General features: G+C 38.1%; 13 protein-coding genes and 1 riboswitch. Of the genes, 11 read left to right on the top strand and 2 right to left on the bottom strand.

What is annotated here, in order from left to right; translation table 11 throughout:
• The first annotated feature begins 64 nt into the window (after positions 1-64).
• Both deoD and PDT38_RS03095 read left to right on the top strand, forming a co-directional pair.
• A complete protein-coding gene (gene deoD / locus PDT38_RS03100; protein ID WP_270798960.1) occupies positions 65-763 on the top strand; it encodes a purine-nucleoside phosphorylase in 699 nt (232 codons plus the stop codon).
• Positions 764-801: 38 nt separating this feature from the next.
• Positions 802-1,593 carry a M15 family metallopeptidase gene (locus tag PDT38_RS03095; RefSeq protein WP_270798959.1) on the top strand — a complete coding sequence of 264 codons (792 nt, stop codon included), beginning with the start codon at positions 802-804 and terminating at the stop codon, positions 1,591-1,593.
• 141 nt (positions 1,594-1,734) lie between these two features.
• On the opposite strand, the gene serA is transcribed toward PDT38_RS03095, so the two are convergent.
• Positions 1,735-3,312 carry a phosphoglycerate dehydrogenase gene (serA, locus tag PDT38_RS03090; protein ID WP_270798958.1) on the bottom strand — a complete coding sequence of 526 codons (1,578 nt, stop codon included), beginning with the start codon at positions 3,310-3,312 and terminating at the stop codon, positions 1,735-1,737.
• 251 nt (positions 3,313-3,563) lie between these two features.
• Positions 3,564-3,698, top strand: a riboswitch (FMN riboswitch).
• Positions 3,699-3,851: 153 nt separating this feature from the next.
• Here serA and PDT38_RS03085 point away from each other — a divergent pair.
• Positions 3,852-4,430, top strand: a complete 579-nt coding sequence (locus PDT38_RS03085) for an ECF transporter S component (protein ID WP_270798957.1) — start codon at positions 3,852-3,854, stop codon at positions 4,428-4,430.
• Between the two features lie 434 nt (positions 4,431-4,864).
• Here the strand turns inward: PDT38_RS03085 and PDT38_RS03080 are convergent, their stop codons facing one another.
• A complete protein-coding gene (locus PDT38_RS03080; RefSeq protein WP_172295201.1) occupies positions 4,865-5,113 on the bottom strand; it encodes a ferredoxin in 249 nt (82 codons plus the stop codon).
• A 263-nt stretch (positions 5,114-5,376) separates the two neighbouring features.
• Here PDT38_RS03080 and PDT38_RS03075 point away from each other — a divergent pair, with 263 nt between their 5' ends.
• From PDT38_RS03075 to PDT38_RS03040, 8 genes are all read left to right on the top strand, one after another.
• On the top strand, positions 5,377-6,417 hold the full coding sequence (locus tag PDT38_RS03075; RefSeq protein WP_270798955.1) for a helix-turn-helix domain-containing protein: 1,041 nt from the start codon (positions 5,377-5,379) through the stop codon (positions 6,415-6,417).
• 1 nt (position 6,418) lies between these two features.
• A complete protein-coding gene (locus tag PDT38_RS03070; protein WP_270798954.1) occupies positions 6,419-7,918 on the top strand; it encodes a RecQ family ATP-dependent DNA helicase in 1,500 nt (499 codons plus the stop codon).
• Complete coding sequence (locus PDT38_RS03065) at positions 7,912-8,556, top strand: CPBP family intramembrane glutamic endopeptidase (RefSeq protein WP_270798953.1); 645 nt, start codon at positions 7,912-7,914, stop codon at positions 8,554-8,556. Before PDT38_RS03070 ends, PDT38_RS03065 begins: the two co-directional genes overlap by 7 nt.
• Positions 8,531-8,893, top strand: coding sequence for a hypothetical protein (locus PDT38_RS03060; protein WP_270798952.1), 363 nt, complete (start codon positions 8,531-8,533; stop codon positions 8,891-8,893). The genes PDT38_RS03065 and PDT38_RS03060 overlap by 26 nt, the downstream gene beginning before the upstream one ends.
• Before the next feature lie 82 nt (positions 8,894-8,975).
• Positions 8,976-9,419: a DUF2663 family protein gene (locus PDT38_RS03055; RefSeq protein WP_270798951.1), complete on the top strand. Its 444-nt coding sequence runs from the start codon at positions 8,976-8,978 to the stop codon at positions 9,417-9,419.
• Positions 9,420-9,450: 31 nt separating this feature from the next.
• A complete protein-coding gene (locus tag PDT38_RS03050; RefSeq protein ID WP_270798950.1) occupies positions 9,451-10,254 on the top strand; it encodes a metallophosphoesterase in 804 nt (267 codons plus the stop codon).
• A 139-nt stretch (positions 10,255-10,393) separates the two neighbouring features.
• On the top strand, positions 10,394-10,978 hold the full coding sequence (locus PDT38_RS03045; protein WP_270798949.1) for a genetic competence negative regulator: 585 nt from the start codon (positions 10,394-10,396) through the stop codon (positions 10,976-10,978).
• Between the two features lie 160 nt (positions 10,979-11,138).
• Positions 11,139-12,413 carry a Glu/Leu/Phe/Val family dehydrogenase gene (locus PDT38_RS03040; protein ID WP_270798948.1) on the top strand — a complete coding sequence of 425 codons (1,275 nt, stop codon included), beginning with the start codon at positions 11,139-11,141 and terminating at the stop codon, positions 12,411-12,413.
• Positions 12,414-12,446: the final 33 nt, after the last annotated feature.

The raw sequence follows: 12,446 nt of genomic DNA, 5'->3' as shown, positions 1-12,446 counted from the left end.
GGTTGGTTTATAATACATAATGTAAGGGATTTCTTGCATTTAGTATAGGTGAGGAGGAATGATCATGAGCGTTCATATTGGAGCAGAAAAAGGTCAAATTGCAGAAACGGTATTACTACCTGGAGATCCACTTCGGGCGAAATATATTGCCGATACATATTTAGAAGATGTAGAGTGTTATAATAAAGTTCGCGGAATGTATGGGTTTACCGGTACATATAAAGGAAAGCGTGTTTCCGTTCAAGGCACAGGTATGGGTGTACCATCCATCTCTATTTATGTCAATGAGTTAATGAAAAGCTATGATGTGAAAAATTTAATACGTGTCGGATCATGCGGTGCGATTAGAAAAGATGTCAATGTAAGAGATGTCATTTTGGCGATGACTTCTTCCACTGATTCACAAATCAACCGGGTGGCATTTGGATCAATTGATTTTGCCCCTTGTTGTGATTTTGAACTTTTAAAGGCGGCATATGATGCAGCAACAGCGCGAAATATCGCTGTAAGAGCTGGTAATGTGTTCACAGCTGATCAGTTTTATAATGAAAACAGTCAAGTAGAAAACCTTGCTAAACATGGCGTGCTAGCAATCGAAATGGAGACTACCGCACTTTACACATTAGCGGCCAAATTTGGCAGAAAAGCTTTGTCAATTTTAACAGTTAGTGATCATGTCATAACAGGAGAAGAAACAACTGCTGAAGAACGGCAGACAACATTTAATGATATGATTCTTCTAGCGCTGGATACCGTCTTATAAGTTCCAGTTTCTTTAAGTTGTGAAAAGGATGGATTTTAATGAAGTACAAATACGCATCAATAGTATCTCTGTTAAGTGTGGTCGTGTTGCTTGGTACAGGATGCTCAACAACAGATCAAAAAGATTCAACGAATACGAATAACGTGCCAAAGACAGAAGATGCTAAAAAACATAGTCTAGATCAAGATTTTTTACTAGAAAATAAATATTTTAATCAAATCAAAGAAGTTGATGGGCTTCCGACTATTCAAAATCCTAATAATATATTAGCACTTGTCAATAAAAAATACGCACTTCCGGGAGACTACAAACCGTCTGATTTGACAGTGCCTGATGTTGCTTTTTCTTTTACAGAGGATATTGATAAGCGTTATATTAGGAAAGAAGCGGCTAATGCGCTTGAAGAGATGTTTAAAGCCGCAAAAGAACAAGAGATCTCACTTGTAGCAGTATCAGGTTACAGATCTTATGACAGACAAAAAACGGTCTATCAAAATGAAGTGAGGCAAAAAGGGGAAGAGAAAGCCAAAGAAGCCGTTGCTTTTCCGGGTCAAAGTGAACATCAGACAGGACTAGCGATGGACATTTCTAGTCAAAGTGCAGGCTATACCCTTTCTCAGGAGTTTGGAAAAACAAAGGCGGGAAAATGGGTTCAAGATCATGCCTACCAATATGGTTTTGTGATTCGTTATCCGAAAAACAAAGAGAAGGTCACACAGTACAAATATGAACCATGGCATTTGCGCTATGTTGGCAAAAAAGCCGCTAAAGTCATGAAAAAACACGATCTGACGCTTGAAGAGTATTTTAAGCAAGTGAAAAAAATATAATAAATTTGAGACAGATTGACTTTCATTTTGTTTAGCGACATACGGACTTGCTACCTGTGAATAATTGAATAGCTTAAGCGGTCATCATATAAAAACGGAACTCGAAGCAGATAGAAATCTATCTTCGAGTTCCGTTTTGGTTTATGGGAGGTCGATGACTTTTGCAGAAACGATATCAGGGATGTTTTTTAGTTTATCTATCACTTCATTTTCCAGCTGTCGGTCAAATGAAAGCATCATGATGGCTTCTCCGCCTTTTTCTTTTCGTCCCACTTGCATTGTTGCAATATTGATATGGTGATCGCCAAGAATTTGCCCGACCTGACCGATTGCACCAGGTCTATCTTGATGGTGAATATACACAAGGTGTCCAGAAGGATAAAAATCAATGTTAAAACCATTTAAAGAGACAATCCGTCCGCCAAAGTGGGGGATGTATGTTGCTCTTAATGTAAAAGTTGATACATCTCCTGTCACTTGAATAGAGATGCAGTTTTCATATCCAGATTCATTAGAAGAAATTTTTTCACTAAAGCTGATACCGCGTTCCTTTGCAACAGTTCCGGCGTTCACTTCATTAACTGTCGTTGCAACACGCGATTTTAGGAAGCCTGCTAAAAGACTTTTTGTAATAAACGATGTTTCAAGCTTCGCAATGGAGCCTTCATATTGGATGGCAACGTCTTTAACTGGCTCATTCATACATTGAGAAACAAGGTTTCCAATTGTGTTTGCAAATTGATGATAAGGCTGGATTTTTTGGTAAGAGTCTTTTGTCATAGCCGGAAGGTTGATGGCGGACATGACAGGCAGATCTTGCGCATATTGCAAAACTTCTTCAGAAACTTGTGCCGCTACATTGAGCTGTGCTTCTTTTGTAGATGCTCCCAAATGTGGGGTGGCAATGACAAGTGGGTGATCGATCAGTTTTGAATCCACAGGAGGCTCCACTTCAAAGACGTCTAGAGCAGCTCCTGCCACATGTCCATTTTCAAGTGCTTCAAGGAGTGCAGCTTCATCAATGATTCCGCCTCTTGCACAGTTGATCAATCTTACGCCTTTTTTTGTTTTTGCAATGGTTTCCTTGTTAAGTAGCCCTTTTGTTTCTTTTGTCAATGGAGTATGGACTGTAATGATATCTGCACAAGCCAGGACTTCTTCAAAGCTAGTAGCATTGACTCCGAGTTTATTTGCTCTTTCTTCAGTCAAAAAAGGATCAAAGACATGGACCGTCATACCAAAGGCTTTTGCACGGCTTGCAATCTCACTTCCGATTCTTCCCATTCCGATGATGCCCAACGTTTTTTCGTAAAGCTCTGAACCGAGATAGGCTGTACGATTCCATTCCCGTGATTTCACAGAGATATTTGCCTGCGGGATATGTCTCATTAAAGCAGCAAACATCGCAAATGTATGTTCAGCTGTTGAGATCGTATTTCCATTTGGTGCGTTTACAACAATGACACCGTGTTTTGTTGCCTCATCAATATCAATGTTATCAACACCGACACCGGCTCTGGCTACGATCTTTAAAGAGGTCATCTTTTTAAACAGTTCTTCGGTCACTTTGGTAGCGCTTCTCACCAATAAAGCATCAAACGTATGCAATTCATCCTCAATTTCTGCGACATTTTTCTGAACAATTTCAATGAAATCTGCTTCCAATAATGGTTTTAGGCCATCATCAGACATTTTATCTGATACTAAAACTCGAAACATGTAAGATTTCCTCCTAATAAAGTCATAAATATCTGATAATTTATCATATTCTATTCACGGTGTCAATCGATTTCGAGTGAAAGACGAAAATTAAAAGTGAAAAAACTATGAATGTGCGGATTTTAATTAACTTGAATGGAGGGATTTTTAAAATATTATGGTAAACAATTAAATGATAGTAAAGGATAAATTGGGATATTTTCCTGTACATCTCTCCATCTCTATATTATAATAATGTCAAAAATAATAAGATCAATCTTCGGGGCAGGGTGAAATTCCCTACCGGCGGTGATGAGTTTTTGTGCTCTAAGCCCGCGAGCCGTTTTTCGGCAGGATTCGGTGCGATTCCGAAGCCGACAGTATAGTCTGGATGGGAGAAGATGAAGGTTCCAAACGTTTTAAAAATCTTTTTTAAAACGTTTATTCGTCCTGCTATAAACAGCCCCGCTTTGTAAAAAAGCGGGGTTTTTAAGCTTGAGGGCAATGAAAGAACCAGTTCTCTTTTCGTGAGATATGATCGAAAAGGAGAGAGTTACAATATGAATCACAATAAAGTAAGACGTCTTGTGTACATCAGTATGTTAAGCAGTATTGCATTTGTTTTAATGATGTTGAGTTTTCCAATTTTAGGGGCTTATCCGTACTTAAAAATGGATTTTAGTGATATTCCGGCGTTGCTTGCTGTTATTTTGTACGGTCCAGGTGCAGGGATTACGGTTGAAGCGATTAAAGTTGTGCTGAACTACTTTATTGCTGGGAGTGCATCAGGTGTTCCGGTTGATCAAACCGCCAACTTTGTCGCGGGAATTTTATTTATACTACCTACTGCTCTTTTCGTGAAGAAAATGGACTCAATCAAATTGTTTGTTACAGCCCTTTTTGTCGGGACAATATTGATGTCCATCATGATGAGTATTTTGAATTATTTTTTGTTTATTCCAGCATACACTTGGTTTTTAAATGCGCCAGCTTTATCAACAAATGCACTTAAGACGACAATCCTCGTGGGAATATTGCCATTTAATTTAATAAAAGGTCTTGTTGTAACACTGGTGTTGACACCAATTTTTCTTCAGTTAAAACCATGGCTGAAAGAACATGTTCATATCGCCAAATAAATATACAGATGGATCAGACACTCACAGTATTAGCTTGTAGAGAACCACACTTTTCTACAAGCTTTTTAATATGGATCTTCATTCAGGAAAAAAAGACCTCTCACACTTCTGAATTGATATTCTACAGCCATAGAACATACGAATGGGTAATGGAGTGTGAATGACCAAAGTTTTCAACTGGGAAACTCCAGCAAACATCTTTCTTACCGGGTCTTTTTCTCTGGTAAAACTGTAATATATAATAAAACAGAGATATTAAAATCATGAGAGTGAGCGAAACAGCTATGCTGACAATAATACTTTTTTAAGAAAAAATAAGGCTGTCGAGTTTTTCTCGGACAGCCAAACGCTCCTATACAAAGCTACCAATAGCGATCCCCATGTTAAGAAAAATAAAAAATATCCGGCACATGGATACCGGATATTGCTACCTTCTATTCATGTTTAAGCGGGTCGCCTTCAAACGGTTCATCCGCTACTTTAATCGAATCAGTAGGACAGCCTTCGAACGCGTCCATCATATCTTCTTCTAGTACGTCAGGTACTTCGACAACACCTTTGTTATCATCAAGAGTGACAAACGCGATTCCTTCATCATCGTAGTCATAAATATCAGGAGCAGCTGCACCGCAAGCTCCGCATGCAATACACGTATCTTTGTCGACAATTGTATATTTTGCCATGAATCAAAAACCTCCCAGGTTGTTCTTCGTTGGAACAAATGGTTTAACTCTCTATCTATCCGATATGAAACCTATTCCCATCCCTTATTGTAATGGTGTTAATCATACTTTTCAACTCAAAAATCTTAAGCGATCGCTTTTCACAAAGGGTTTACTGCTAACATCCCCCTTTTGTCTGACTTTAAACATCGATTTCTCTGCAAAATCTGTTAAAATAAAAAGAAGAAAATATTGATGTCTGGAAGAATATAGGTGGTGCTTTTATGGCGATTCAATATATTGACGCAATTGTGCTTGACATCCTCTCGAGCATGCACGGGGAGCGATCTCCAAGCGCGGTGTATCATCTTTTAAAAGGAAAAAAATCTTCACAGACGATTCAAGACACAAGGTTATTCTCACTTTCAAAATATTTCGGTTTTTGTTCATCACTGTCAAGAGATCGTTTAAATAGCAGTTTTCAAAGATTGATCGAAGAATCATTCATTACTGAAAAGAGAGGCTATATTCTAACAGAAAGCGGTGAAAAGGAACTTGCCGCTTATTTCCGTCTGTATCCATGGCCTGCTCATTTTCACGGTGCGCATTATCAACGAACCGCCAAAATCATGTGGGATAGAATGTCCCTGTTGATTCAAGTTCTTTCAAACCATCTTCACGACAAACGGGTTTATTTACCAATAACAAAAGATTATCAGATTCAAACCTGGGTCAAAACTTTTCTGAAAAAACGAGATCCTGCAGAGACTTCAGCCCGCTTCCATCATGAACTAAAGACAAAATTGGTGGCACTTCATGATGAGAGACAAGCCACTATTTTCGTACATTCTCTGACATCAGCTGTCAAAATCGGCTTGACATTTAAACAACTTGCGGAATGGCTAGGTGTAGATGAATGGTACATATATGTTTTGTTTTGGGATGTTCTGCATTACTTTATTCAATCTGTCCAAAAAAGTGAAAGTCCGTTTTTTCAATTATTGATTGAAGGTCTTCCTTTGCAAGATGGGTTGACAAAGTCAACAAAGGAAACTCTTTTTCTCATAAAACAAGGAAAAACAATTGATCGAATTGCACAAATTCGTCATTTAAAACGAGCGACGATTGAGGATCATATTGTAGAAATCGCTATTCATGATCCTGCTTTTTCTATAGAACCGTATATATCAGAAGAAGAGCAAAAAATCATTACAGATTATGCTAGAATCAATCAAACCAGTAAAATCAGATTGATTAAAGAGGGGCTCGACAGTAGATATAGCTATTTTAAAATCCGTCTGGCCCTGTCGAAAACGGTGGTATAATATGGATAAAATTCAACAAACTTTATACGATTACTTTGGATATCGTTCTTTTAAAAAGGGACAGAAAGCCATTATACAAAGTGTGCTTGATGGTCATGATACCGTTGCCATGCTCCCCACTGGAGGTGGAAAATCATTGTGCTACCAACTTCCTGGTTTATTGTCTAGTGGAATGGTGATCATTGTCTCTCCATTGCTCTCTTTAATGGAAGATCAAGTGCAGCATTTGAAAATGCGCGGTGAAAAAAGAGTTGCGGCATACAATAGTACGTTAAGCTATCAAGAAAAAACAGCTATTTTAAATCAGCTACAGCATTTTAAATTTCTTTATATTTCTCCTGAAGCACTTCAGTCTAAACAGATCATCAATAGGCTGAAAGCGATAAAGATCAGCTTATTTGTTGTTGATGAAGCACACTGCATTTCTCAGTGGGGACATGATTTCAGGCCTGATTATTCGAAGCTCGGTCTTATGAAAGCACAGTTTGGTGATGCTGTTACACTCGCCTTGACAGCGACAGCAACAGCAGCCACTTTAAAGGATATATCCAATCTATTAATGCTAAAGCAAGAAAACTATCTGATTTATTCTGTTAATCGTCCGAATATTGCCCTTCACATTGAAGAGCTGAAGCATACTGCCCAGAAAATAGAAAGGTTGGTTGAACTCGTTGGCAAACTTCAAGGACCTGGACTTGTTTATTGCCCAACGAGAAAATGGGCTGAAGATCTTGCTGATAGGATCAGTAAGGAGACAAGTCTGAGGACGAACTGTTATCATGGTGGGATGGAGACAGGAGATAGGGTCTTGATTCAGCAACAGTTTATCTGTCATCAGCTTGATATCGTTTGTTGTACAAATGCTTTTGGTATGGGTGTTGATAAGTCTGATATTCGATATGTCATTCATTTCAATCTTCCGCAAACAGTGGAAGCTTACATGCAGGAAATTGGACGAGCTGGTCGAGATGGTAAGCAGAGCATCAGTATCTTGTTGAAAGCTCCTGGTGATGAAGAGCTGCAAAAACAATTAATCGAAATGGAAATTCTTAATCAAGAAGAAATTTATTATATATTTGACAAATTAACCGATATAGATGATGAACAGCGTGCAAAAGAGATTCTGCTGCAATCGGGTTTAAATGAAACACAAGTACGTCATTTTCTGCATCTATATACAAAATTTCAGCATTTGGGAATTGAAGGCAGAACGCGCATCCATCAAGAAATGGTCGGAAGAAGCCAATTGAAATTAAAAAGAATGTCAGCGTTTGTCCGCCTTACAAACGATCAAGGCTGTTTTCGAAAAGCACTGTTGGCCTATTTTAATGAGAACTGGGAACCTGATTTTGACGATGAGGCAGCATGCTGTACGAATTGCGGGTTAAACCTTGAAGCGTACATATATAGAGAAGATCATCATGCATTGATCAATCAATTAACTGCCTGGGAGGAAGAATTGGATATGATATTTGCAACCAGCCGTGATTGTTTATGCTAAAAAAACAAACTGATATTATTCATCAACTATCAGATAGAGAAATGTTGAAACAGCTCTATTTTTCTCAACTGCTTATGCTTGTCTTCGCAGGCTTATTCGGTATGTTCTTGTTTAAGGATTTAGATGAGTTCTTTTCACTTTGGAAAATATTTGACCAAAACATTCTAATGTATGGAGTGCCGATCGCCATTCTTGCCATACTTATCGATCTAGCAGTGATGAAATGGGTTCCTAAGCATATGTATGATGATGAAGGGATTAATGAGAAACTTTTTCGAAATCGTTCATATCCACATATTTTGATTCTTACCCTGTTTATCGCAGTGACTGAAGAGGTATTGTTTAGGGGGGTCATTCAGACCCATTTTGGCATTTGGCTTGCTAGCATGATTTTCGCACTTTTGCATTTTCGTTATTTAGGGAAATGGTTGCTTTTTTTAATGGTCATATGCATCAGTTTTCTGCTCGGTCTGAGCTTTGAGCAGACAGGTAATTTAATGATTCCAATAACAGCACATTTTCTAATTGATTTTGTATTTGCGTGTCAGATTCGTTTTCAACACGTAAGGAGGAGTTTACATGGCAGAGATGTCAAGGATAGAGAGGAAGAAATTGGAACAAGGCCAAACTCAGACTGATCTAGATCAAAAAGAGCAGACAGAGTTAGAACTCCTTGGAGATGAATTTCCGTCTAGACGGTCTTATCATGAAAAAAAGAAAAACAGCAAAAAAAAGAATCAAAATAGAAACCCGTTATTCACAATTCTTGCTGTCTTGTTTTTCTTCATTCCAATTATTGTCTTTATCGTGTTCATGTACATGATCAATCAAGATCAATCAGATCCTCATCAATATGATGATGTGTTTTACGAGAATGACTTAAAAAAAACATCGGAAATAGATGAAAGAATGACAGATTGGCACAATCAAATGATCGACTTCCAATTTGAAAAAACAAAAGCTTCTAAGGAATAGCAAAAATCCAGGGGAAACACGGTATCATTAAGCTTACACCAACATATGATAATAATAATCAATGGGACAAGGTGTGAGGACTTTGAGAAGTGTATTTGATCAGCTAGATCGATATATGGACGAACCAACAAAACAAATGCTTCTTGCCTTAATTAAGAAAAAAAAGAAATATGAAAACTATGCGAGGCAATCTTTTAGGTGGCAGATGTCTGCTCTTGCTTGCGCTCTTTTGTTCTGCTTATTTTTAGCTGGAAAAGGGATTGGTTACAACGGCATTGTCACGGAAGTCTTAAACGACTCTATTTATCTGTTGTTAATAATGGCAGCTGCGTTTGCATACAGCACTGCTTATTACTTTAAAAAGAAAGAAGAAAAAGCAGAAGGGGAGTTCCACAAACTTAGGTGTGAGATCATTCAGAAAAGCACAGATTTATGGCCTTACCCTAAAGAATGGAATTCAAGGGAAGCCATTTTTAAGTTAATGAAAAAACAATACGATATCAATCTGTATTTTGAAAGTAAATAACTAGAGTCCAAAATGAAAATGGTGAATAAAGATGATTTATTTAATCTGTTTTTGTATGATCGTTTTGATTGGGTTGAGTGTATTGATTTGGAAAATGTCAATTATCGCTAAGGAAGACCACATCATAAAAAATGTCTTTTCGGTTGATCGTTTAACAGGGACAAAAACATTAAACATCTTTTTTATTTCCGATATTCACAGACGTAAGATTCATGATAACATCATTGCTAAAGTGAAAGACCACAGAGTGGACTTGGTGTTGATCGGAGGCGATCTTGCAGAGCAAGGTGTTCCAATTACGAGAATTGAAGAAAACATTAAAAAGTTGGCAAGTTTAGGGAGAATCTATTTTGTATGGGGAAACAATGATTATGAAATTGATCAGCAGTTGTTATCTCATATTTTTAAGACATATCATGTAACAGCCCTTCGAAATCAATCTGTTATTTATGAACACGACGGACAAGTGGTCAATATTATCGGTGTCGATGATATAAGGCTTGAATTGGATGACTACCCAAAAGCGCTACAGGATAGCCGTCGGGGAGCTCTGTCTCTTTTGTTGTCACACAATCCGGCAATACATCATCAAATAGAAGATAAAGATGGAATTGATATCATCTTGAGCGGCCATACTCATGGTGGCCAAATCCGTATTGGCAGATTTGGTTTCTATGAAAAAGGTGGAACTGGAACAATCAATCAGGCCCAATATTTGATCAGTAATGGCTATGGAACGACAAGGCTACCATTAAGACTTGGAGCACGACCTGAAACACATCTCATTCAACTTGTTCCTAAAGTAGCTGACCTGAGCAATCGTTCTCTTTTTTAGTGTTTACATAAAAAAACATCATTCTGCTTGTCTTACGATGAAACACAGTGTAAACTGGTATCAAAATTAAGAACCTATGACTCATCATCTCCATATAATAAGATATATGATGTGTGCAAGAAGAGCAGGAGGGAACGATATGCGGCTTGAGCGTCTAAATTATAATAAGATCAAAATCTTTTTGACAATTGATGATCTGACAGACCGTGGGCTGACGAAAGAGGACCTTTGGAAAGATTCATTCAAAGTTCAGCAGTTGTTTAAAGATATGATGAACGAAGCGAATACAGAGCTTGGATTTGAAGTGAATGGCTCAATCGCTGTGGAAGTATATTCTCTTCAGGCACAAGGAATGGTCATCATTGTCACCAAAAATCAAGATTCAGATGAAGATGATCATGATTATGATGAGGATTATATAGAAATGCAAGTCAAGCTTGGTGAAAGTGTTGATATTATATATGAATTTCAAACATTCGAACATCTGATTGAACTAGCTAAAAATCTCGATCGGATCGGGATTCATGGCGGAACAGTTTATCATTATGAAGATCGATATTTTTTAAGCTTGGATGATTTTGACTCGCATTCTGTTGATGGTGTAATCTCGATTTTAGCTGAATACGGGTCCCCAACGACTTTAACAATTCACAGACTTCAGGAATATGGAAAAATCATTATGAATCAAAATGCTATTCAGATGATTCAAACATACTTTAAGTAGCATTTAGTGCTAGTATTTTTCGCTGCTGTTTACAGCAGTTTTTTTCTGTGAAAGAAAGAATATGTAAAAATTGTTTTTTTCTTTGCATGCTTAGTGCGAGGGTGTATACTTATGTCTGAAAGGACAACATGCCAGAAAGACTTTAGGGGGTAAACTTATCATGGTAGCCGATCAAAACACCGGTCAAACTGAAGAAAATACACACGATGTTTTAAAATCAACACAAACGGTGATACATAAGGCGCTTGAAAAATTGGGGTATCCAGAAGAAGTGTATGAGTTATTAAAAGAACCGATCCGTTTCTTAACGGTTAAAATTCCGGTTCGTATGGATGATGGGACTGTAAAAATTTTTACAGGCTATCGGGCTCAACACAATGATGCTGTAGGGCCGACAAAAGGCGGCATTCGCTTTCATCCGCAAGTCACAGAAAAAGAAGTTAAAGCGCTTTCGATTTGGATGAGTTTGAAGTGTGGAATCATTGACCTTCCATATGGAGGAGGAAAAGGCGGGATTATTTGTGATCCAAGGGATATGTCTTTTCCTGAATTAGAACGGTTAAGCAGAGGTTACGTTAGAGCGATTAGTCAAATTGTTGGACCAACAAAAGATGTGCCTGCTCCTGATGTTTTTACCAATTCGCAGATTATGGCATGGATGATGGATGAGTATTCCAGAATCGATGAATTTAATTCTCCGGGATTTATCACCGGCAAACCGCTCGTTCTGGGAGGTTCTCATGGTAGAGAATCTGCGACAGCAAAGGGAGTTACAATCTGCATTAAAGAAGCAGCGAAGAAAAAAGGTATCGATATTGAAGGGGCTTCTGTCGTTGTGCAAGGATTCGGAAATGCGGGTAGTTACCTTGCTAAATTTATGTATGATGCAGGGGCAAAGGTTGTTGGTATTTCAGATGCGTATGGTGGACTATATGATCCTGAAGGTCTTGATATTGATTATTTGCTTGATCGCCGTGACAGCTTCGGAACCGTCACTAAACTTTTTAATGATACGATTACAAATCAGGAACTGTTGGAACTTGAATGTGATATTTTAGTACCAGCAGCGATAGAAAACCAAATTACTGTCCAGAATGCGCATCATATAAAAGCAAAAATCGTTGTTGAAGCTGCTAATGGTCCAACAACACTTGAAGCAACGAAAATTCTTTCTAAGCGTGATATCCTCCTTGTACCTGATGTATTGGCCAGTGCAGGTGGTGTCACAGTGTCTTATTTTGAATGGGTTCAAAACAATCAAGGTTTTTACTGGACTGAAGAGGAAGTCGAAGAAAGATTGGAAAAAATGATGATCAAATCGTTTAATAACATTTATGAAATGGCACATAATCGTAGAATCGATATGAGGCTTGCCGCCTACATGGTGGGTGTCCGTAAGATGGCAGAAGCCTCTAGGTTCAGGGGTTGGATCTAAGCCTAAGCATTTGCAACACAGCAAAAAATCTCC

It is taken from the genome of Bacillus changyiensis (assembly GCF_027706145.1).
Lineage (GTDB): Bacteria > Bacillota > Bacilli > Bacillales > Bacillaceae > Bacillus > Bacillus changyiensis.
Note: the sequence above shows the minus strand (reverse complement) of the source record. Positions and strands in the feature narration are given on the sequence as shown.

Excerpts from the sequence above, each read along its gene's own strand:
- PDT38_RS03050 (WP_270798950.1), top strand. The coding sequence starts at position 9,451 with ATGATTTATTTAATCTGTTTTTGTATGATCGTTTTGATTGGGTTGAGT.
- PDT38_RS03040 (WP_270798948.1), top strand. The coding sequence starts at position 11,139 with ATGGTAGCCGATCAAAACACCGGTCAAACTGAAGAAAATACACACGAT.
- PDT38_RS03065 (WP_270798953.1), top strand. The coding sequence starts at position 7,912 with ATGCTAAAAAAACAAACTGATATTATTCATCAACTATCAGATAGAGAA.
- serA (WP_270798958.1), bottom strand. The coding sequence starts at position 3,312 with ATGTTTCGAGTTTTAGTATCAGATAAAATGTCTGATGATGGCCTAAAA.
- PDT38_RS03085 (WP_270798957.1), top strand. The coding sequence starts at position 3,852 with ATGAATCACAATAAAGTAAGACGTCTTGTGTACATCAGTATGTTAAGC.
- PDT38_RS03095 (WP_270798959.1), top strand. The coding sequence starts at position 802 with ATGAAGTACAAATACGCATCAATAGTATCTCTGTTAAGTGTGGTCGTG.
- PDT38_RS03075 (WP_270798955.1), top strand. The coding sequence starts at position 5,377 with ATGGCGATTCAATATATTGACGCAATTGTGCTTGACATCCTCTCGAGC.
- PDT38_RS03045 (WP_270798949.1), top strand. The coding sequence starts at position 10,394 with ATGCGGCTTGAGCGTCTAAATTATAATAAGATCAAAATCTTTTTGACA.
- deoD (WP_270798960.1), top strand. The coding sequence starts at position 65 with ATGAGCGTTCATATTGGAGCAGAAAAAGGTCAAATTGCAGAAACGGTA.
- PDT38_RS03070 (WP_270798954.1), top strand. The coding sequence starts at position 6,419 with ATGGATAAAATTCAACAAACTTTATACGATTACTTTGGATATCGTTCT.
- PDT38_RS03080 (WP_172295201.1), bottom strand. The coding sequence starts at position 5,113 with ATGGCAAAATATACAATTGTCGACAAAGATACGTGTATTGCATGCGGA.